17 protein-coding genes and 1 pseudogene are annotated in these 20,661 nt (G+C 57.4%); 11 read left to right on the top strand and 7 right to left on the bottom strand.

The window, feature by feature from the left end; genetic code table 11:
* Positions 1–75: 75 nt before the first annotated feature.
* A complete protein-coding gene (gene rfbC / locus ACX3YF_RS06065) occupies positions 76–621 on the bottom strand; it encodes a dTDP-4-dehydrorhamnose 3,5-epimerase (RefSeq protein WP_130208464.1) in 546 nt (181 codons plus the stop codon).
* A gap of 186 nt (positions 622–807) precedes the next feature.
* Here rfbC and ACX3YF_RS06060 point away from each other — a divergent pair, with 186 nt between their 5' ends.
* The 8 genes from ACX3YF_RS06060 (at position 808) to ACX3YF_RS06025 (ending at position 10,007) form a co-directional block, all read left to right on the top strand.
* Entirely contained in the window at positions 808–3,720 is a 2,913-nt protein-coding gene (locus ACX3YF_RS06060) for an aminotransferase (RefSeq protein ID WP_458973539.1), read from the top strand.
* Between the two features lie 263 nt (positions 3,721–3,983).
* Positions 3,984–4,862, top strand: coding sequence for an N-carbamoylputrescine amidase (gene aguB, locus ACX3YF_RS06055; protein ID WP_090465808.1), 879 nt, complete (start codon positions 3,984–3,986; stop codon positions 4,860–4,862).
* A 5-nt stretch (positions 4,863–4,867) separates the two neighbouring features.
* Positions 4,868–5,974, top strand: a complete 1,107-nt coding sequence (gene aguA / locus ACX3YF_RS06050; protein ID WP_130208468.1) for an agmatine deiminase — start codon at positions 4,868–4,870, stop codon at positions 5,972–5,974.
* Between the two features lie 247 nt (positions 5,975–6,221).
* Entirely contained in the window at positions 6,222–6,434 is a 213-nt protein-coding gene (locus ACX3YF_RS06045; RefSeq protein ID WP_130208470.1) for a hypothetical protein, read from the top strand.
* A gap of 442 nt (positions 6,435–6,876) precedes the next feature.
* Positions 6,877–8,163, top strand: coding sequence for an OprD family porin (locus ACX3YF_RS06040; protein WP_130208472.1), 1,287 nt, complete (start codon positions 6,877–6,879; stop codon positions 8,161–8,163).
* Between the two features lie 218 nt (positions 8,164–8,381).
* Positions 8,382–8,600 carry a tautomerase family protein gene (locus ACX3YF_RS06035; RefSeq protein ID WP_454837661.1) on the top strand — a complete coding sequence of 73 codons (219 nt, stop codon included), beginning with the start codon at positions 8,382–8,384 and terminating at the stop codon, positions 8,598–8,600.
* The gene (locus ACX3YF_RS06030) at positions 8,597–9,253 is read left to right on the top strand and encodes a DsbA family oxidoreductase (RefSeq protein ID WP_458973538.1); all 657 of its coding nucleotides are present in this window, start codon (positions 8,597–8,599) and stop codon (positions 9,251–9,253) included. Before ACX3YF_RS06035 ends, ACX3YF_RS06030 begins: the two co-directional genes overlap by 4 nt.
* A gap of 43 nt (positions 9,254–9,296) precedes the next feature.
* Positions 9,297–10,007: an SDR family NAD(P)-dependent oxidoreductase gene (locus ACX3YF_RS06025; RefSeq protein ID WP_130208476.1), complete on the top strand. Its 711-nt coding sequence runs from the start codon at positions 9,297–9,299 to the stop codon at positions 10,005–10,007.
* Positions 10,008–10,129: 122 nt separating this feature from the next.
* Here ACX3YF_RS06025 and ACX3YF_RS06020 read toward each other — a convergent pair whose 3' ends face one another.
* The 4 genes from ACX3YF_RS06020 to ACX3YF_RS06005 form a co-directional block, all read right to left on the bottom strand.
* The gene (locus ACX3YF_RS06020; protein WP_047536280.1) at positions 10,130–10,963 is read right to left on the bottom strand and encodes a hypothetical protein; all 834 of its coding nucleotides are present in this window, start codon (positions 10,961–10,963) and stop codon (positions 10,130–10,132) included.
* A complete protein-coding gene (locus ACX3YF_RS06015) occupies positions 10,963–12,765 on the bottom strand; it encodes a hypothetical protein (RefSeq protein ID WP_130208478.1) in 1,803 nt (600 codons plus the stop codon). The genes ACX3YF_RS06020 and ACX3YF_RS06015 overlap by 1 nt, the downstream gene beginning before the upstream one ends.
* Before the next feature lie 17 nt (positions 12,766–12,782).
* A complete protein-coding gene (locus ACX3YF_RS06010; protein ID WP_458973537.1) occupies positions 12,783–14,237 on the bottom strand; it encodes an OmpA family protein in 1,455 nt (484 codons plus the stop codon).
* Positions 14,238–15,189: 952 nt separating this feature from the next.
* The gene (locus tag ACX3YF_RS06005) at positions 15,190–16,101 is read right to left on the bottom strand and encodes a helix-turn-helix transcriptional regulator (protein WP_322236054.1); all 912 of its coding nucleotides are present in this window, start codon (positions 16,099–16,101) and stop codon (positions 15,190–15,192) included.
* A 395-nt stretch (positions 16,102–16,496) separates the two neighbouring features.
* Here ACX3YF_RS06005 and ACX3YF_RS06000 point away from each other — a divergent pair, with 395 nt between their 5' ends.
* From ACX3YF_RS06000 to ACX3YF_RS05990, 3 genes are all read left to right on the top strand, one after another.
* Positions 16,497–16,643 carry a hypothetical protein gene (locus ACX3YF_RS06000; RefSeq protein ID WP_322236052.1) on the top strand — a complete coding sequence of 49 codons (147 nt, stop codon included), beginning with the start codon at positions 16,497–16,499 and terminating at the stop codon, positions 16,641–16,643.
* Between the two features lie 282 nt (positions 16,644–16,925).
* Positions 16,926–17,411, top strand: coding sequence for a toll/interleukin-1 receptor domain-containing protein (locus ACX3YF_RS05995; protein WP_458973536.1), 486 nt, complete (start codon positions 16,926–16,928; stop codon positions 17,409–17,411).
* 305 nt (positions 17,412–17,716) lie between these two features.
* The gene (locus tag ACX3YF_RS05990) at positions 17,717–18,679 is read left to right on the top strand and encodes a GIY-YIG nuclease family protein (protein ID WP_458973535.1); all 963 of its coding nucleotides are present in this window, start codon (positions 17,717–17,719) and stop codon (positions 18,677–18,679) included.
* An 86-nt stretch (positions 18,680–18,765) separates the two neighbouring features.
* Here the strand turns inward: ACX3YF_RS05990 and ACX3YF_RS05985 are convergent.
* A pseudogene (locus tag ACX3YF_RS05985) lies at positions 18,766–19,038 on the bottom strand (hypothetical protein); the annotation flags it as partial.
* Positions 19,035–20,015, bottom strand: a complete 981-nt coding sequence (locus ACX3YF_RS05980; RefSeq protein WP_458974831.1) for an integrase domain-containing protein — start codon at positions 20,013–20,015, stop codon at positions 19,035–19,037. The pseudogene ACX3YF_RS05985 and the gene ACX3YF_RS05980, both read right to left, overlap by 4 nt.
* Between the last annotated feature and the right edge of the window lie 646 nt (positions 20,016–20,661).

Below are 20,661 nucleotides of genomic sequence, written 5' to 3'. Positions count from 1 at the left end.
GAGCGCCTGTGGGTACAGGCGCATTATGCCTAGGCTTGCGGGCGCAGTCTGCGCGGTGAAGCTTCAGCCCGGGTTTCAGGCAAATACTTCGGCGTCCTTGAGCAATACCCCGACCTTATCCTTGGCCGACAGTTGCGGTGCGGCGTCCAGTTGCCAGTCGATGGCCAGGTCCGGGTCATCCCAACGAATGCAGCGCTCGGACGGCGGGTTGTAGTAGTCGGTGGTCTTGTAGAGGAACTCGGCGAACTCGCTCAACACCACGAAGCCATGGGCAAAGCCTTCAGGAATCCAGAGCTGGCGATTATTGGCGGCGGACAGACGCACCGCGACCCATTTTCCGAAATGCGGCGAGCTGCGGCGGATGTCCACGGCGACGTCGAGCACTTCACCGGCCGTGACTCGAACCAGCTTGCCTTGCGTGTTTTGCAGTTGGTAATGCAGGCCACGAAGCACGCCTTTTTGCGAGCGCGAGTGATTGTCCTGAACGAACGGTGTGTTCAGGCCGGTCGCTTCTTCGAAAGCCTTTGCGTTGAAGCTTTCGTAAAAGAACCCCCGCTCGTCACCAAACACCTTGGGTTCGATGATCAGAACACCGGGCAGGTCGGTGGTGACTACATTCATGGTGTTTCTCCAGTGCTGGGCGCAGATGGTCGACATTCTTGCGTAGAGTCTTGTTGAAGACGAGTGGCGCGTCATTTTTCTTTTTCCGTTTACCCGGCCGGCCCGTCGTCAGACGGGTGAAGGGGGTTGCGTATCGCCCCAAGCAGTGGCGATATAGGCGCCTAATAATATTTCAGGGGTCGTTGTATGCCGCTCGCCACGTTGATTCATCGCGCCAGTTTGCCCAGTCCGCAAGTCTCTGCGGTGCAAGCGCTTGAGCTGTTGCAGGAGCATTACGGGCTCGGCGGACGGTTGCAGGCCCTTGGCAGCCAGCAGGATCTGAACTACCGCGTCGACAGCGACCAGGGCCGTTTCGTCCTGAAAATCTGCCGGGGCGACTATTCGGCGCTGGAACTGCAAGCCCAGCACGCCGGACTCAAACATCTGGGCGAACACCCGCACGTGCACGTACCGCGGGTGATTCCCGCGAAGAATGGTACGGACCTGCTGACGCTGGAAGTCGGTGGCCAAGCGGTACACGTGCGCTTGCTGGACTATATCGAAGGCCAGTCCCTGACCCATCTGGACCATTTCAATCGCACGGTGGTGGCCGGTTTCGGTCGCTTGTGCGGCGAGATGGACCTGGCACTGGCGGCTTTCGATCATCCGGGGCTGGAGCGCACCCTGCAGTGGGACGCTCGCCATGCTCAGGCATTGATCGCGCATTTGTTGCCGGTGATCCAGGACGACACTCAGCGCCAGTTGATCGCCGAAGCGGCGGAGCAGGCCGAGCGCCATTTGCAGCCACTGGTGGACAAGCTGCCGGTGCAGGCCATCCATATGGACATCACCGACGATAACGTGGTGTGGCAGCGCGATGCGCAACGCCACTGGCAACTGCAGGGCGTGATCGATTTCGGTGATTTGATCCGCACCTGGCGCATCACCGACCTGTCGGTGACCTGCGCGGCGTTGCTGCATCACGCCGACGGCGACCCGTTCTGCATTTTGCCGGCGGTGCAGGCCTACCACGCGGTCAATCCGCTGACCCATGAAGAACTGCTGGCGTTGTGGCCGCTGATCGTCGCTCGTGCGGCGGTGTTGGTGCTCAGTGGTGAGCAGCAAGTCAGCATCGATCCGGGCAACGATTACAGTCGCGACAACCTGACTCACGAGTGGGAAATTTTCCGCGTCGCCACGTCGGTGCCATTGGCCTTGATGGAAGCGGCGATCCTGACATCGGTGGGCCAGAACCTGCCGGAAATTGGCAGCGAAGGCTTCGCGCCGTTGCTGCCAAGCCTGGTCGGTCGCGAGTTTGCCTTGATCGATCTGGGTGTGCTCAGCCCGCATTTCGACGCCGGTAACTGGGAGCAGGAGGGCGTGGATCAGCGGTTGCTGGACGAAGCGGCCGCCGCCCACGGCCTGGCGGCCAGTCGTTACGGGCAATACCGCTTGTCCCGCACCCGACCGGACAGCGCCATCGAACCGGACACCTGCCCGTTGCACGTCGAATTGCGCGTACCCCACGGCACGGCGGTCGAATCGCCGTTTGCCGGCGTCATTCATCAGCCGTCGCCTGGGGTGTTGCAACTCGACGGCCCGCAACTGAGCGTGCGGCTCCGGGGCGTCACACCGTCACTGCATACCGGGGCGGCGCTGGTCAAAGGACAGGTGCTGGGTACGGTCAGCGGGCCGCTGATCGTGCAACTGGCCCGTGGTGCATCGTTGACGGCACCGTTGTTCTGCACACCTTCACGTGCGGCCGCCTGGCAAGCCTTGTGCCCGTCACCGGCGGCACTGCTGGGGCTGGCCTGCGATGCTGAAGCCGAACTCGACGCGCACACCCTGCTGGCCCGTCGCGACGCCAGTTTCGCCCGCACGCAAAAACACTACTACGTCGACCCGCCGCGCATCGAACGCGGCTGGCGCAACCACCTGATCGACATGCAGGGCCGCTCCTACCTCGACATGCTCAACAACGTCGCGGTGCTGGGGCACGGCCATCCGCGCATGGCAGCGGTCGCCAGTCGCCAGTGGTCGTTGCTCAATACCAACTCGCGGTTCAACTACGCGGCAGTCGCCGAGTTTTCCGAGCGTTTGTTGAAGCTGGCGCCGGACTCCATGGACCGCGTGTTCCTGGTCAACAGCGGCAGCGAGGCCAATGACCTGGCGATCCGCCTGGCGTGGGCCTACAGCGGCGGCCGCGACATGCTCAGCGTGCTGGAGGCCTATCACGGCTGGACGGTGGGCGCCGATGCGGTCTCGACCTCGATTGCCGACAACCCGAAAGCCTTGAGCAGTCGTCCGGACTGGGTGCACCCGGTGACGGCACCGAATACCTATCGCGGCGAGTTCCGTGGCCCGGACAGTGCGCCGGACTATGTGCGCAGCGTCGAACACAACCTGGCGAAAATCGCCGAGCAAAAACGCCAACTGGCCGGCTTCATCTGCGAGCCGGTGTACGGCAATGCCGGCGGTATCTCGCTGCCGCCGGGGTACCTGAAGCAGGTCTATGCCATGGTTCGTGCCCAGGGCGGCGTGTGCATCGCCGACGAAGTGCAAGTCGGCTACGGGCGCATGGGGCATTTCTTCTGGGGCTTCGAAGAGCAGGGCGTGGTGCCGGACATCATCACCATGGCCAAAGGCATGGGCAACGGTCAGCCTCTGGGGGCGGTGATCACCCGCCGGGAAATCGCCGAAGCACTGGAAGCCGAGGGGTATTTCTTCTCGTCCGCCGGCGGCAGCCCGGTGAGCTGCCAGGTCGGCATGGCGGTGCTGGATGTGATGGAAGAGGAGAAGCTCTGGGAAAACGCTCAGGTCGTTGGCGGATATTTCAAGGAGCGCCTGGAAGCGCTGATCGATATTCATCCGCTGGTGGGTGCGGTGCACGGTTCCGGGTTCTACCTGGGCGTGGAATTGATCCGCAACCGCGAAACCCTGGAACCGGCGACCGAGGAAACCACCGCGTTGTGCGATCGTTTGCGCGAATTGGGGATCTTCATGCAGCCGACGGGCGATTTCCTGAACGTCCTCAAAATCAAACCGCCGATGGTCACCTCGCGCCGCAGCGTGGATTTCTTTGTCGACATGCTCTCGAAGGTGCTCTCGGAAGACCTGTAAATACCGCCCTTGTGGGAGCGAGCCTGCTCGCGATAGCGGTCTTTCGGTCAAGAAATCTTTGACTGACACGACCTCATCGCGAGCAAGCTCGCTCCCACAGGAGGGGTGGTGATAATTCGATTGTTATCGGGTTTAAGTGCGTATTTTTAGACGTAAGGCATATTTGTCGCTTTTAAAGCCGATTTTTATCGGCTATAAAGTCGCCAATGCCAGGGCGTGGATAAACCATGCCCGACCGTCACGCACTTGCCCGGAGATGATTCATGAGCCGTAACGTTACCGTCGCCGCCACTCAGATGGCCTGTTCCTGGGACCTTGAAGGCAATATCGAAGTCGCTGAACGGCTGGTCCGTGAAGCCGCCGCCAAAGGCGCGCAGATCATCCTGATCCAGGAACTGTTCGAGGCGCCGTACTTCTGCCAGAAGCCGAATCCGGATTACCTGCAACTGGCCACGACGGTCGAAGACAACGTCGCCATCAAGCATTTCCAGAAAGTCGCCAGGGAACTGCAAGTGGTGCTGCCGATCAGCTTCTACGAATTGGCGGGACGCGCGCGGTTCAACAGCATCGCGATCATCGACGCCGACGGCAGCAACCTCGGGATTTATCGTAAAAGCCACATCCCGGACGGTCCTGGTTACCACGAGAAGTACTACTTCAACCCGGGCGATACCGGCTTCAAGGTCTGGAACACCCGTTACGCGAAAATCGGCGTGGGCATCTGCTGGGACCAGTGGTTCCCCGAGGCTGCGCGCAGCATGGCGCTGCAAGGCGCGGAAATTCTGTTCTACCCGACCGCCATCGGCAGCGAGCCCCACGACAAGACCATTTCGTCCCGCGATCACTGGCAACGCGTACAGCAGGGGCACGCCGGCGCAAACCTGATGCCGCTGATCGCCAGTAACCGCATCGGCAACGAAGAACAGGACGGTTACGACATTACCTTTTATGGTTCGTCGTTCATCGCCAACCAGTTCGGCGAGAAGGTGCAGGAACTCAACGAAACCGAAGAAGGCATTCTGGTTCATACCTTCGACCTCGAAAAACTCGAACATACACGCAGCGCGTGGGGCTCCTTCCGCGACCGCCGCCCTAACCTGTATGGTGCTATCAAAACCCTCGACGGATCCCTGGAGTCCTGACTGCCATGACGACTTTGAACAGCACCCCTCGCGCAGACGGCTTCTACATGCCGGCCGAGTGGGCACCACAAACCCAGACCTGGATGATCTGGCCCGAGCGCCCGGACAACTGGCGCCTGGGCGGCAAACCGGCGCAAGCCGCGCACGTGGCGGTGGCCAAGGCCATCGCCCGTTTTGAACCGGTCACCGTGGCCGTTTCCGCCGGCCAGTACGAAAACGCCCGTGCCCGCCTGGACGTGCCGAATATCCGCGTAGTGGAGATGTCCAGCGACGACGCCTGGGTCCGGGATACCGGCCCGACGTTCGTCATCAACGACAACGGCGAAGTCCGTGGCGTGAACTGGGATTTCAATGCGTGGGGTGGCTTTGACGGTGGCCTGTATTCGCCGTGGAACCGCGACTCGCAGGTGGGTGGCAAGATCCTCGAGATCGAGCGCAGCCCGCGCTATCGCACTGAAGGCTTCGTGCTTGAAGGCGGTTCGATCCATGTCGATGGCGAGGGCACGTTGATCACCACCGAAGAATGCCTGCTCAATCGCAATCGAAATCCGCACCTGAACCGTGCAGAGATCGAAGCGGTGCTCAGCGCGCATTTGGCTGTGGATAAAATTATCTGGCTGCCGGACGGTCTGTTCAACGACGAAACCGACGGTCATGTGGATAACTTCTGCTGTTACGTGCGTCCGGGCGAAGTGTTGTTGGCCTGGACCGATGATCCGCAGGACCCGAACTACCCGCGTTGTCAGGCTGCGATGAACGTGCTGCAAAGTAGCACAGATGCCAAGGGGCGCCCTTTCACGGTGCACAAAATGCCGATTCCGGGACCGCTGTATGCGACCGAGGAAGAGTGCGCGGGTGTCGATCCGGTGGACGGCACGCAAGAGCGCAACCCAAGCGTTCGTCTGGCCGGTTCCTACGTGAACTTCCTGATCGTCAACGGCGGCATCATCGCTCCAAGCTTCGACGACCCGCTGGATGCTCCGGCAAAAGAGATCTTGCAGAGCCTGTTCCCACAGCACGAAGTGGTGATGGTGCCAGGCCGCGAACTGTTACTGGGCGGCGGTAACATCCACTGCCTTACCCAACAACAGCCAGCGCCGCACAAAGAATGAGTGCAGTTGTAACAGCTTGAGTTGATTGCAAATTCGCTCCGGCAAACGTGTTCGCGCCCAGCTTCACGGCAAGCCCGCAGCCCTTCAGGACTGCGGGTTTTTTTGTATCCGCTTGTCGGCTGCCTGCACACATTGGCATAGCTCTTGTATCTGTGATGGTGCAATGCAGGGAGGGGGAGAACTTAGTTGTTCTGTCATAAACCTTGGATAAAGTCAGGCCGCTCACAAACCAGGAGAGAGCGCAGAAATGAACGCCGAAGTGAATGTGGTGAGCGAGCGGGCGTTGCATCCCCTGGCAGTAACCAGCGAATCGCTCCAGATCCTGGCGCACTGGTTCAAGTCCAATGGGACGCGTCAGATCGCAGACAGTGATCCGCGCCGGATGATAATCGAGCGTTACCCCGCTGGCTTGTTCAGCGAGGCTGAGCTGGATGCGTTGCGGGATGTGATGGAAGGATAAGTAGAAAAACAACGGATTGATCAACGAAAAACGCTGCCGGTATGGCAGCGTTTTTTTATGTCCGAAGCACCCTCATCGACCTCGGCCCATCGCGTGGAAAGCAAGCCGCAGGACATTCACCTCGCTTGCGTCAGGCGCTGCCGGCAAAAGTGCCTTCCGCGGAATCGATGGCTGTGTCATTTGATGTTTTCTGCCAAGTAAAGTCATTTCTTAGACGATTTTTGCCTAATTACAGACGATTCACCAAATTGACACACCATTAAGGCCGCAGCTACGATTCGGCCCAACGCCTGTGGCTGACAGCCATAATCCAAAATAATAAAAAGGCCCGCCGCGAGTCATCGTGGGCGGGCTTTTTTGTTTGCGAAATGAAAAAAGAGCGCAAAAGTGCCATTTCAGCCGTTCGACACAGCGCGTACCTACCCGTAATAAGGAAAACAATATGTTGAACAAGCGAATCAGCCTGATCGCTCTGGGGATTTTGAGCACTTCACAGGCCATGGCTAACGACCAGGCCGAATCCAAGGGTTTTGTTGAGGACAGCAGCCTCAAAGTACTGCTGCGCAACGCCTACATTAACCGTGACTACAAAGACGGCAACCCGGATAAATCCGAGTGGGGCCAAGCGGCCATCGGTACATTCTCGTCCGGCTTCACCCAGGGCACCGTGGGCGTGGGTGTGGATGCTTTCGGTTTGTACGCACTCAACCTGGAGCGCAGTGAAGACCGCAGCGGCGCCCAAGGCATCGACTTTTTCAAAAAAGGTGACAGCGGCCAACCGGCTAACGACCTGTCCAAGGGCGGCGCAGCCGTCAAATTCCGTCTCTCCAGCACCACGCTGACCTACGGCGACCAGATGCCGGTCCTGCCGGTATTGAGCCACGACAACTCGCGCCTGTTGCCGGAAAGCTACACCGGCACCCTGATCACCTCCAAGGAGATCAAAGGTCTGGAACTGAACGCCGGTCACTTCACCGCCGAATCGCGCAAAAGCGCTGAAGGCCGTGACAGCGGTGGCCTGAAGTCGATCAATGTGTTGGGCGGCAGCTACCAGTTCACCGAGCAATTCAAGGCAGCGCTGTACGCTTCCGACGTCGAAGACGTACTGAAGAAACAATACGTGAATGCCAACTACGTGTTCCCGATCGACAAGGATCAGTCCCTGACCCTGGACTTCAACGGCTACCGCACCAAGCTGGACGATTCTTACGTACGCGACAACAACCTCACCGGCGACGACAACAAGATCTGGAGCCTGGCGGCGACCTACGCCACCGGCCCACACTCGTTCATCCTCGGCTACCAGCGCAGCACGGGTGACAGCAACCTGGGCTACGCCTACGGCGGCTACCAGAAGGATCAAGGTCGCGTCGGCGATGGTGGCAACACCATCTACCTGTCCAACTCCTACTGGTCCGATTTCAACGCCGAAGACGAACGCAGTTGGCAACTGGGCTACGGCCTGGACTTCAGCGCCTTCGGTGTTCCTGGCCTGACCTACAACTTCGCCTACGTGCGCGGTGACAACATCACCACCTCCACCAGCACTGGCGGCACCGAGCGCGAAATCTACAACCAGTTCAAGTACGTCGTGCAAAGCGGCCCGGCCAAAGACCTGAGCGTGAAACTGCGCAGCTCTGTCCTGCGTGTTTCGCAGAAGTCGAGCGAGTACAACGTCAGCGGTAACGAAGTGCGCGTGTTCGTGGATTACCCGATCAACATTTTCTGATGGTCGATTGCGGTACCGAGGCCTGATGCAAGGCTGAGCGCAAAGAAAAGCCCCGACTGGTTCGACGACTGGTTCGGGGCTTTTTTCACGCCACAATAGTTACACCGCGTAATTAATGATGTTCCCATCCCCACCTTTATCCCCTCCAGCGAACGCCATACATTGAGCTCCAACGCCTCTCCCATCATCCCGACGGGAAGGTCACTGGAGATTCCTCAATGCCTTTCGTAAGCGTGCGCATCACCCGCGATGGCGTGACCACTGAGCAGAAAGCTCAGGTGATCGCGCAAATCACTGAAACACTGGAACGTGTCCTCAACAAGCGTCCAGACCTGACCCACATCGTGATCGAGGAAGTCGACACCGATAACTGGGGTTACGCCGGGGTCACCACCACTCAGTACCGCAAGCAACTGGCGCAAGAGGGGCAGTCATGACGCCGTCGGTGACCATCGATTTCGTCTCCGACGTGGTGTGCCCATGGTGCGCATTGGGGGCGACGGCGCTGGAGCAAGCCATCGAGAACGTGGCGGGTGAGGTTTCGGTCGAGCTGACCTACAAGCCTTTCGAGCTGAACCCGAGCATGCCGGCCGAAGGCGAAAAAGCCGTCGAGCACCTGATGCGCAAATACGGTCGTACCGCCCAGGACGTCGCCAATGGCAAAGCGATGCAGATCGAACGCGGCAATGCCATCGGCTTCAAGTTCGACCTGGAGAAGCGCACCCACTTCTACAACACCTTCGACGCTCACCGCTTGTTGCTTTGGGCATTGGAGCAAGGGCGTCAGGTGGCGCTGAAGAAGATCCTGCTTCGCGCTTACTTCAGCGAAGGCCAGAACCCGAGTGATCAGCAGACGCTGGCGCGGTTGGCGGCAGAAGCCGGGTTGGACCGGGAACAGGCGAGCGAGGTGTTGGCGTCTGGTGCGTATGCCGCCGAGGTGCGTGAACTTGAGGCTTTTTACCAGCAGCGCGGCATCAATTCGGTCCCGGCCCTGGTGTTGAACGACCGTCATCTGGTGTCCGGTTCGCAATCGGTCGAGTACTACGAACAGATGTTGAGACAAATGGCGTCGGCCTCCGCCGAAGCCTGATTACTTACTTTTTCAAATCATCATTTATCAGTAGAGGTTCATCATGAGCAATTCGAAAAAAGTCGTTGTCATCACTGGCGCATCCCAAGGTCTCGGCGACGGCATGGTCAAGGCCTTCCGTGAACTCGGTTACCGGATCGTCGCCACTTCGCGTTCGATCAAGCCATCGACCGATCCGGACATCCTCACCGTGGCCGGCGACATCGGCGAACCGGCCACCGCACAGCGCGTCATCCGTGAAGCGATCGCACGTTTTGGCCGTATCGATACGCTGGTCAACAACGCCGGCATCTTCATCGCCAAGCCGTTCACCGCGTACACCGCAGAAGACTACGCCAACGTGCTGTCGGTGAACCTCAATGGCTTCTTCTACATCACCCAACTGGCCATCGCCGAGATGGAGAAAAACGGCAGCGGCCACGTCGTCAACATCACCACCAGCCTGGTGGACCACGCCATCGACGGCGTGCCATCGGTACTGGCGTCGCTGACCAAAGGCGGCCTGAACGCGGCGACCAAATCCCTGGCCATCGAGTACGCCAAGCGCGGCATTCGGGTGAATGCGGTATCGCCAGGCATCATCAAGACCCCGATGCACGGCGAAGAAACCCACGCCGCACTGGGCGCCCTGCACCCGGTCGGGCACATGGGCGAGATCGATGACATTGCACAGGCAGTCGTGTACCTGGACGGCGCCAAATTTGTCACTGGCGAAATCCTGCACGTCGATGGTGGTCAGAGCGCGGGTCACTAAGACCCGGGTTTTAAAGCGGTAGAAACAACAAAGCCCTCGTATTGCTGCGAGGGCTTTGTCGTGGAACCTATCCTGTCATTGAGGCGGTTGCGTGAAAGGGCCGTCCGCTGGTGGCCCTGTAATCACTCGACTGCGATCGTCAATTCCGGGTTGCCGAAGCCTTTGAGTTCTGCGTTCGATTTCTCGAAATAACGGCGCCAGAAACCTTCGAGGTTCTGGATCATCTTGCCGCTGCGATAGCCGTTCTTGATTTGTGTAGGCACGAATGCGGCGCCGTGAACGTAGACCCTGGCCCCGGAAAAATCTGCCAGCAACTGCTGTTTTTCGACCTTCGCCAATTCCACGGCAGGGTTTATCTCGCGGATGCCGTTGTTGGTGTAGAAGCTGCCGAAGTCACTGTATTCGAGCATGTCGGACATCAGCAGGATGACCCGCTCGTTCACGCCTTCGGCGTTTTTGATGTCATCGCCGATGGACTTCAGGCTGAACAGGATTTCGCTGCGCGGAATGTCCGAGCTGGATTTGCCCATTGCGTTGGAAAAAGCCTTTCCGAACCGTTGGTACAACGCAGCCGACTGACCCTTCAGGCAGGCATCGAACTTTCGGCTGGCCATCATCGGTACATCGCCGAGTACGGCCGGATCGATTGGTTTTTCAAGCTCTCCGGCGAATTGCAGACGGGTGTAGTGACCTTCCAGGTAGGCGCTGAACGAGTAAAGGCGCAGCTTGTCACCGGGCTGGATGAAGCGCTTGATGTGGCCCCAGGCGGTCTTTTGCAAGTCTGGCGTCAATGGCGTTGTCTGATCGACAACGACGGTCAGCAGGCGGCCGGAAGGTGCACTGCGAAAGTTCTCGATTTTCGCTTGGGCGTAGCAGCTCGGGACATCATTGCGCTCCGCTGCCACGAGGGCAGCGGGGGCAAATGCCAGAGCCAGGATCAGGCTCTTGAACTTCATTAAGCCTCCGACTTGTCGAGTAGCTGGAGTTTGCGGGCACGGCGGATAACGGCGGCGTCCACGCCTTTTTTGTTGGCCACGTAGTCGATGTCGTCCTCCTCGTAACCGGTCAGGTCGCCGAAGGCGTTGTGATCAAAGGTTGTCTGCGCAGGTGCGGCAGTCGGTGTCGGCGTCGGGGCTGCTTCAACGGCTTGGGCGACTTCGGCCACGGAGTTCTCGACCGGTGCAACAACGGCGGCGGCCGTTGGTGCTGCGTTGGGTTTGGCGTTAAAAATGCTCAGTCCGGCAAACTGTTTTTTGAAATCTGCCAGCGTCGGATCATTGTCGGCGATTTGCTCGAAACGAGGGCCGGCCACCGAGATCAGGTCGTTGATCCTTGCGTTGTCACCGGCTTCAATCGCGGCGGACAGATCTGCCACGATCTTCTTGAAGTAGTTTTCAATGACCTTGCGGCTTTCTTTGCCGAGGTTGTCGGTGACATTCTTGCGCGCCTTGGCTGCGTTTTTTTCGTCTTCCTGGGCGATATAGGACTCGAACGTACGGTTCAACAGGTCCGAACGCAGCGCTTCCAGTTCTTTGCCGCCGACGCGGAACACCTTCATTTGCAAACCTTGCAACGTGCCCAGCGAGGCTTGGGCATCGTTGGCAACCCCTCGGGCTTTGTTGGCGTGGTAACGCATGAAGTCATCGGCGCTGGAGAATTTGTGCGTCCGTTCCCAGGCCTTGCGTGAGTGTGTGCCGGCAAAACCGAAGATGAAGGCCAGGTACGTCGAGCTCGCCTGGATAAAGATAAACAGACCGCTCAGTACGGCAAAGGTCACCAGCGATGCACGGTGCAACGAATCGATCTGATCTTGAGCCGATTTGTGGGTGGCACTGTCGGACAGGGCTTTCATGTCATCCGGAATCGGCACGTTGTCTGCCGCCGGGAAGTCATCTGCGGACTGCATCACTGCAGGCGGATTGGCGATCAAGTCGGATTCTTGAGCGTTGAGCGTCTCGGTACGGACCCAAAACGCGGCCACCGCCAGACCAATGATGAATACGCCATAGCCGATCAGCATGGTGAAGCGCTTGGCCGGCATGTCGCCATCTTTATCCACTTTTACGCGGTTCAACATTTGTTGATAGGGCGCGCAGTTATCGTCGTCGTTGGTGTTGTCGATGGTGATGATGTGAGTACTGATCATGTCGCCGCCCGCGCCTGTGCGACGCAGGTTTTCATAAGACATGATGTTGTCGACGACGCGGTTCTTGTAGAGCGCGCGGCCGGCAAACTCGGAAAGGAACAAACCGATGATCGAGATCACCAGGCCGATGGCGAAAGCGCCGGCCAGTGCGGTGTTTGGTGTGGCCAGTGTCAGGGCAAAAGGCGCCAGCGCGAAACCGAAGGCCGTGGCCTCGATCAGCATCAGGACGATGATCAGCGTCCACAGGCCAAGGCCTTTCTCCCGCCGGCCGTCTTCCTGGATCTTGCCGAGGTAGTCCTGGCTGCGACGGAAATTGGCTTCCGAGGGCTGATGTTCCCGGTAGTACTTATCGTAGAACGAGCACAGCTCCAGCTCGGATGAAAGAAAACCGATGGGCTTGGTGTTGGTATCGCTTGGCTTTTCCTTTTCGCCGGGATGTTTGACCCAGTGGCTGATGCGGCCAAGTCCGGGCAGGCGAATACGGACTTTCATCAGCCAGTACTTGAATGACGACCAGTAGACAATCACCGGGATTGAAAGCAGGACGGTAAAGACCACCGGAATGATCACGTACCAGTACGCGGTGAAAAACGAACGGAAAATTTCGAGCATTGCGTGTCCCTCTAGACTTATCGGCGCTTCGGTGTGAACTGAGCGACGTAAGCGTCACCCTGTTTCGGGTAATAGATTTCGCCAGCGATGGCGCTGCCAGCACGCTTGTCGAAAACGATGTCCATGCAAGTCACTGGGGACTTGGACTGGTCGACGGCAAACACCCGATAAAGAATCTTGTTCTCCCCTTCATAGGTATTAGCGACGGAGAGGTATGGCTGACTCTGACGCTTTTGCGGGGTTGCGTAGTCGGTGATGAATTGCATTTTCGGCGCTTGAGCGACCTTGGCGTCGTCACGCAAAACCGCGATCGGGCCAACGGTGACGGAGTGACCGTTGACCGCAGTTGCCCAGGGCTTGCCAGTCAGGCCGGGGAAGAACTCGTTGGTCGCGAACTCGTTCAGCGGCTTGTCATCGGCCAGGTTCTTGACCTGGCCTTCGATACGGGGAAGGTCGGCGACACATGAACTCAAGGGTGCGGTCGCATTGGCGGTGCCAATCAAGGAGAAGGGCGAGCTTTTTGGTGTGATGCCCATGGCCAGGATCGAGCGAGTGTCGGTGACAGCATTACCGCCGAAGTCGACACCTCCGTCACCGCCCAGTGGAACAATGGCTGATTTGGCAGGGGAAACCGTCGTGGAGGCAGGCGCCTGGGCAACCGGTTGTGGCACTTGCACCGCAGGCTGTTGACTCGCCGTCACGACAGGTTTGGCCGGGGTCGATTTAGCCACTGCCGGTTTGGCCTTGGCCACGGGCGCGGTGCCATGGGCCAGGTACTTGGCGTTACTGCGTTCGCTACGGACGCGTTCAACCAGCAATTTCTCGTTGTCGATCTCGACGAATTCGACGCGACGGTTCTCGGTACGACCTTGCTCTGTGTCGTTACTGGCGAGAGGTCGAGACGCCCCGGCGCCCTGATAGTAAATGTCCTGGCGAGCGATACCGGCATCCGCCAGGATCTGGCCCACGGCACGAGCGCGTTGCTCGGACAGTTTCTGATTGAATTCAGCCGCACCGGTAGCATCGGTGTGGCCAACGACCAGAATCTTCTTGAGCGTCTGAGGGGGTTGTTGGGGGGCTGGTTGCTTGTCGGCCAATGCTGCGGCCAGGCGCGTCAGTTTCCGCCTGCCTTCAGTGGTCAGCTCCGCGGAACCAACAGCAAACATTTCGGATGACTGCAGTTGAGCTTCAACACCCACGGACTGCACGTCCGGTTTGGCCGCAGGCTGGGCGACGTTGGCATTCAGCTCGCTGACCTGCATCACCAGGCCTTCTTCTTTTGCGACAGCCTGAAGCTTCTGCACCCGCTCGCGGTACAGCAGCGCGACGCCACACCCGGCGCCTGCGCCGATCAATGCGCCTTTCTTGTAGGCATTGGCGTCGCCTTTGGTTAACGCGACGACTGCAACCCCCAGGACCGCACCCACCGCGCCACCGGCAACGCAGGCGCTTGTCCCGGAAGACTGCCCCATGTACTGATCGACGTGGGCGCAGCCACTAAGGCCAACGGCAATCGCGACGGCGAGCGCTGTCGGTCTCAAAACATGATTTAAAAACATCCGAATGCCATCTCCCCATTCCATAGTCCGTCAAGCTGACGGATTTTCCTTCGGCCAATGACCGAATGCTCCAGGCCCGAGGGGATCAAGACCCCCTGGGTGTCTTCTGATTGTTTGAAAAAACGCTTTCCAAAGGCCCGATCTCTCGTACCTGCGCAGCAATGTTCGAAAACAGAACGTCAAGGCCGGGCGGCATGCCCGTTGGATTTTTTGATGTGAAGGAATGCCTTCACCGTCCTGATCCAGGGTCGGTGTGGCTTTACGCTTGTCTGGGGTCTTGCGTGGTATTGCAGACGAACAGCACTAAAGCCGCGCGCATGGGGCGCAGCCGCAAGAAAATGCGTGATGCCTGGGTTGAGGCAGAAGCTCATGGGAAAAATATCCGTATAAGTGCAAGCCCTGAGGGCCGACACATCCATGTCCGTATGCCGCTGTACTCGCGAGAATGAGTGCAGGGGAACCACCGTGGCAATGATACTGCTGTTTTGCTACGTGGTGGCACTCTGATATGCAGAAAAGCCAATGAGGTTGTGGGCTGAAGCGAGGGGGGAAGCTGGGAGGAGAGGGGGGCAGAAACAACAAAGCCCCTGCATTTCTGCAGGGGATTTGTTTTGTGTGGTGCGGCACCAGGAGTCGAAAGACTTTATATCTATATGATTTATAATTTATTTATTGTTAGGGTTATGCGCTTCTATCTCTAAAACTATCCTCGGGCACTCGCCCGATTGTCTTCCACTAGGAACGTAGTAGGTTTTGCATCAGAGCCAAACCACCAAATGATCACGGAGATGATAGTGAGCCCGAAGAAAACTCTGCCTGGCAAAGTGAAAATGCCTGGACGCGATTTACGTAAAGCGCAGCTCGTTTAGCTGCCTTCAACTTTATCGCTTTCCGCCTCGTCAAAATTTGGATTTCTGTATCCGGGCGCAAACATTGAGCTCTCCACCCCGTACAGAGCCAAGGGATCGCTAAGCCATAGGCGGTAGGCCTTGTCTTTGATGCTGTGGTCAGGCGAGGAGTCCACGTGGTACTGCTGCAAGACGTACCCAGCCATGGCCGCACGAACTCGAAGCCTTAGGACACCGTCAGGCATGTCGTAGTCGCACATCATGATCTGTGCACAATCCTTATCAGGATGAGGGACAAGAGGGAGGTCGAGCATTCGATTCCACTGGTCATCGTTCTTCTGGTTCTCTTTGGCGAGTGGCTTTTCTCCCAGTTGAACTTGAGCAGATCCGATTCGAGCTAGAACAAAGTCCACAAACTTTCCGCGCTTACGATCGTACGCGCGGACGTGCCAGCGCAAGCCGTCGCAACTGATAGCGAACGGCACAATTTCCCGTTCAGATTTTCCCGAGCCCGAGGTGTAGCTGATTTTCACCACTTGGTTGAGGCTGATTGCGCGCGAGATTGGCGCCAAAACCTCTACTTTCGGCTTGCTGAGCAGCAAAACCGATTCATTTAGGATGAATGGCTTCTCTCCATCCAGACCGTATCCGTACCCATGGGAGAGAGCCGTGAGCACGCGCTCAGGCGAATGCGCGACTAGAGGCGAGAACGTCTCGCGCATCACGTAGTGCTTGGTCACAGTGTCGAGCTCAGTGTTCTGAGGAGCAATCTCTCGATACTGCGCGAAATCACGGGTGGCAGCTGCCGCGCCCACCCCGAACCTATCCATGAGGTCAGTGCGTGAAACGGTCCCCGTGAAATACAGTCGGAAATCTATGTACACCAGACGCTCCCGTTGCGCCTGGCTATATTCGCTCAAATCAATCATTTGCTCTCCGTCTTGCCTTCTTACGGTATTGCCTTCTTACCTGCCTTGCGGAATGCCCCCAACGTCTGGTCGGGCGCATCTGAGATCCCACGATAGCACATGAGAGTGCTTGACGTAATCAAAATGACGATGATACATTTCGCTTATGGCTTGTTCTTATGTTCATCTGTAGCACCTTAGGCGCTTCAAAAAGATGGCTCGGATGAAATGTCAGAACGCCAGAAACACAAAAGCCGGTCAAGGTACGAACTTGACCGGCCTTCGGAAAAAGACGTCTGAATCGGCTCCAGGTGTCTCTCGCGCTTTGTGGAAAAAGCTTGTGGATGGTAGCCCCTATGGGGTCCTTTCGCAAGGGAGCGAGTTCTGTGTTTGAGCCATCTCGAAGGAGGCATTCCATGTCCCAGCTTGAGATGTTCGAAAAACCCGATGGGGAAGGCGAGGTTATCTACCGGATGACCATCACCACCAAGTCGGGGAAGGTGATTCGACGTGCTAACGGGCAACCGTTCCGTATCGTCATTCGCCCAAAAGCGACCAATTGATAATCGCTTAAACAGAGCCCAGGACACATTTTGTGTCCTGAAGGCCACTCGCTTCGTATATGAAAGGGTTACGACATGTCTAGATGTACAGCACCAATACGCGGACATAGCTCAGCTGCAGCGGCAGCGGCCTGCCCTGCGTGCCGCTACCGCAGCAGCTCTCGCTCCTACACCCCATCATTTGGTAGCAGTGGGAGTAGCTATAGCAGCTATAGCAATAGTGGTGGGGCTGGCAGATCGGGCGGTGGTTCAAGGCCACGCTGGTCCAAAGCTGGTTCGTCCGTGTCATACACATTGGATCAAGTGCAATCACTTCAGCCAATTCGCCAGACCATTGAGACGCGAGCAGCGGCGCAACCTGACCTGCGTGACGTATTTCTGTGCCACGCGTGGGACGATCGGCAAGGGGCGGCCAAAGAGCTGCACGAGCTTCTAATAGCTGCTGGTGTCAAGGTTTGGTTTAGCGAGAAGGATCTTGGGCTCGGTGTTCCGATGATGCGCGCCATCGACAAAGGCTTAGCAAATTCGCGAATTGGACTCGTGCTGGTGACTCCCGCGCTGTTGGCTCGCCTCCCCAAAGAAAGCGTTGCCGACAAAGAGCTTTCCACGCTCTTGGCGAGTAACCAACTAGTTCCCATCGTGCATAACACTACATACGACGCACTTCGCAATGTCAGCCCGTTACTCGCCTCCCGAAGCGGCCTGGACACCGCTGAAGATTCGATGTCGGTGATAGCTGAAAAGATTGCCGAGTTGGTCGCGTTCTAGATTTGGCAATCAGTTGGTTCGTTATCCTGCTGCGCTTGCGTGAAAAAGTTCTCCGCTTTATTCGAATAGACTGACCGCTGGAGAAACTGTTAGCGCAAGAGTTGGAGCCTGTTTCAGATCCCTATCTGCTCTCTGTAAAGAGCAGCTAGGGGTCGGTTGGCAGCGTAGGGCTCGGGTGTAGCAGCTTTGGCTCGATAATTGCCATTGCTAATTGGCCGCAGGTTGTCATTGAATATCTATAGAGTGTTAGGTGAATCGATATAATTGGCCCGGTGTCGTGGGATTATATCGCCTAAGGATTAGTTATGATCAAGCCACCGTTCAAAATTCTTAAGTCTCATCTGGTAGACGCATTCTTTATTACGCCTGATAAGTTGTATCGCGAATTCGAAGTGCCTCTAGAGGCGGTGGATAGATTCAGAAGCGGGCGAATCTATTTTCTCGTAAAACGACGTAAAGTGCGATTTTCAAGTGCCTCGCTGAGCAAAAAGTGCCAGATCGTGTTTAAGTATGCCTCACAGGGCATGCTGTCGCGCCCTCACAAGGTCGACATTGCTCAACTGATGCACGGCGCGCCGGCTATCAATAAAGAATTCTTTCCGACACCGGCCCATCTGCAATCAATGATTCAATATGTCGAGTCCGCAGATGAGTATGAGCGCCTGTTGAAGCGAGAGCCCATGGTTGCAGCCGTCATGCCGGGAAGCGGGGAGAAGGAGCGTGCGGATCGGGCAATCGCCTACCATTTTCTGACACCTGTGGACCCGATGCCCAAGGATGAAAATAGGCATATCATCTTTGCTCATCAACTGCTGCGTGTTACCGATGACCTTCCGGAAAAGTACGAAGTTATGTACATCGGCAAGGCCATGGAGCTGTCTGACCGAATGGACGGGCACAAGCGTGTGCAGCAAGCCCAAGCAGAATGCGAGGACAATGCGGAAATCTATCTGTACTTCTTCACGCCACAGTTCGAGGCGATGGCGTCTCGCGACGGCATGGTCATCAAACAACCTAAAGACTATATGACCTTAGGGGAAGAAAATCTTGTGCTCGCCGCCGAGGCCGGTTTGATCAATTACTTCAAACCTGAAATGAATGTTCAGAATAAAACAACGGAGTTGCGTAAAAGCAAGACCATGGCTCGCGTGAAGAGTTTGAAATACACTCATTTTATTTCGGAGTGTAATTTTGATGAACATGACTATGCGTTCGAATCGTCGAAAGTCAAGAAGAGTGGCGTGCACGAGAGGATTTATTCACTTTGACGCAGAGCAGGCATTTCCTACTCATGTTGACGTCTGCTTTGAGCCGGTTGCTGTCGGTCGTGACTATCTGAATCACATCCCAGTTTGAGATTGAAAGCCCATGACGTTTCTAGGCGCCGAACGAGCAGTCGGATAGTAAGCAGATAGTAGTATCGTGTCGTCTCGTCATGGCTGGCGAGACAATGCTCTATGAACCAAGTCAAATGCTTTCGCTGCCAAGCCCAGGGTGTCGCTCGCTGCCAGCGCAGTGCAATTTTATTCTGTATGGTTTGTGCCTGCCGTAAGTGACGTTGCCGCGTCGCGTGCGATCCGGTCAGCACTCCAGCCAAGAACAGCTCCATATCGAATGGCTTGCTCATGCCCGCCCCCCAATGTAGGCAGCGACTACGTCAATCCGACCGTGCCCCAGTTCATAGCTGATTTGCCGTCGGGCTTCATGATCAAGACGCTGATCTAACTGGCAGCATTGGCCACCGTTAATAGGCGCGCGGTGTTGGGTGATTTGCTCATAGCGCTCACATGCATAGGCCGCTCGTAGCTCATGGAAGCCTTTGAGGTTTTGTGCATGTAGGACGTCCCGTGCCGGGCGGACGACTTTCTGCAGAACACTCAAGTAACTTTCGCTTGGCGCAATCAGGTTGTGGCTACCCGCAGGCGATACCTGCTCCGCAAATCCCAGCGTTATTCGAACTTTCTCATCCACCGTAATCCAGCGGGGAGCGGATGCACCGGCGCGGCCGCCTTTGGTGCCGTCTTGGATGTTGATCTTGCCGAATTCTCTAGCCTCCCGACTTAATCGTGGCAGATCCGCCAAGATGGCCTCACGCAAGCGCATGCCGGTGGCTCGCGCCAATAGAACGATAGCGGCGGCCCTTAGCTGATGATGGTTGCAAAGCGCATCGACGATCTGCTTAACCTGTTCGTGGTCCTGGCCCTGCGGCACCGAGTGTCGAACCCCGGTGCGCTGCATACCCAACGCCTTGCTCGGGCTTGGCAATTTCACGCACTGATCACCGCGAAGCGCCGCCATGGTCCTGTTAACGCTGGATAGCCGATTTTGCGCGGTGCTGATGGCGAGGTCACCGCGCCCAACCAGGTCACGGAGATACGCCGCATAGTTGGCCAACACCTTCCGATCAACCTGCCGCGCATCATTGATACCGGGCCCCTGTTCGGATCGGCACCACTTCACAAATGCCTGCCACCGATCAGAATGCGCCTTGACCGTGCCGTAGTGGCCGCCGCCGAACATGTCTTTCAATGCCTGCGGTCCTGCGTAGCTCAATTGCCTGCCGTAGCCGAAATTGCGGCCATCGCGTCTACCCACCAATGCCATCTCAATCACCTCATCTCCCGTTCTCCGATCCTCGCCCCACGTCATCCCGCCAAGGATGTTGAGTGTTATCAGGGATCAAGGCCCCTGCGACCTGTGAGGGTTGTCCACTAACGCGGGACTGACGGCTCTTTACGACCGGGAGCTTGGGCATCTCATGATCTGACCTCCTGAGCACTTCCGAAGAAGTGGGCGGGTGGAGGCTGCACTGACTGACGAGACCAGCGCCGCGAGATCCTGAGTCGGGTGAAGGCAGTGAGGTGATGACAGGGGCATACCTGACTGTCAGTCAGGTGCAGTCCATTCCGTGGCTGCGGCACCATCATCTGCATCGCTGTTGCTGGTGACTTTTCGGTGTTTGTCACGCCGATTGTCACGAGGGGAAATGCCGCAAAGCCTTGTACGAGTTGGGCTGCAGCAGCGGTAGGAGCGCCCGTCTCTTTCCGGGAGAAAGAGACGGGCGCAGGTTGGCGCAAGGAAATGGCCAAGCGGATAGGTTGCTGCAGGGCAGCTATGAAAGGGGATGAGTTGCCGCAGTGGGCACACTGGCAAAAGTAGGCATCCATCACATCGCTGTGACCGTGCGAGCCGCCGGACGCTAATCGCACTTTGGGAGAACCACCACGGTGTGGCGTAGCCTTAAAGGTTC

It is taken from the genome of Pseudomonas fluorescens group sp. PF-69 (assembly GCF_054481235.1).
Note: the sequence above shows the minus strand (reverse complement) of the source record. Positions and strands in the feature narration are given on the sequence as shown.

Bases quoted from the DNA above. Each gene is read 5' to 3' on its own strand.
- rfbC (WP_130208464.1), bottom strand. From the start codon at position 621: ATGAATGTAGTCACCACCGACCTGCCCGGTGTTCTGATCATCGAACCC.
- ACX3YF_RS06060 (WP_458973539.1), top strand. From the start codon at position 808: ATGCCGCTCGCCACGTTGATTCATCGCGCCAGTTTGCCCAGTCCGCAA.
- aguB (WP_090465808.1), top strand. From the start codon at position 3,984: ATGAGCCGTAACGTTACCGTCGCCGCCACTCAGATGGCCTGTTCCTGG.
- aguA (WP_130208468.1), top strand. From the start codon at position 4,868: ATGACGACTTTGAACAGCACCCCTCGCGCAGACGGCTTCTACATGCCG.
- ACX3YF_RS06045 (WP_130208470.1), top strand. From the start codon at position 6,222: ATGAACGCCGAAGTGAATGTGGTGAGCGAGCGGGCGTTGCATCCCCTG.
- ACX3YF_RS06040 (WP_130208472.1), top strand. From the start codon at position 6,877: ATGTTGAACAAGCGAATCAGCCTGATCGCTCTGGGGATTTTGAGCACT.
- ACX3YF_RS06035 (WP_454837661.1), top strand. From the start codon at position 8,382: ATGCCTTTCGTAAGCGTGCGCATCACCCGCGATGGCGTGACCACTGAG.
- ACX3YF_RS06030 (WP_458973538.1), top strand. From the start codon at position 8,597: ATGACGCCGTCGGTGACCATCGATTTCGTCTCCGACGTGGTGTGCCCA.
- ACX3YF_RS06025 (WP_130208476.1), top strand. From the start codon at position 9,297: ATGAGCAATTCGAAAAAAGTCGTTGTCATCACTGGCGCATCCCAAGGT.
- ACX3YF_RS06020 (WP_047536280.1), bottom strand. From the start codon at position 10,963: ATGAAGTTCAAGAGCCTGATCCTGGCTCTGGCATTTGCCCCCGCTGCC.
- ACX3YF_RS06015 (WP_130208478.1), bottom strand. From the start codon at position 12,765: ATGCTCGAAATTTTCCGTTCGTTTTTCACCGCGTACTGGTACGTGATC.
- ACX3YF_RS06010 (WP_458973537.1), bottom strand. From the start codon at position 14,237: ATGGGGCAGTCTTCCGGGACAAGCGCCTGCGTTGCCGGTGGCGCGGTG.
- ACX3YF_RS06005 (WP_322236054.1), bottom strand. From the start codon at position 16,101: ATGATTGATTTGAGCGAATATAGCCAGGCGCAACGGGAGCGTCTGGTG.
- ACX3YF_RS06000 (WP_322236052.1), top strand. From the start codon at position 16,497: ATGTCCCAGCTTGAGATGTTCGAAAAACCCGATGGGGAAGGCGAGGTT.
- ACX3YF_RS05990 (WP_458973535.1), top strand. From the start codon at position 17,717: ATGATCAAGCCACCGTTCAAAATTCTTAAGTCTCATCTGGTAGACGCA.
- ACX3YF_RS05980 (WP_458974831.1), bottom strand. From the start codon at position 20,015: ATGGCATTGGTGGGTAGACGCGATGGCCGCAATTTCGGCTACGGCAGG.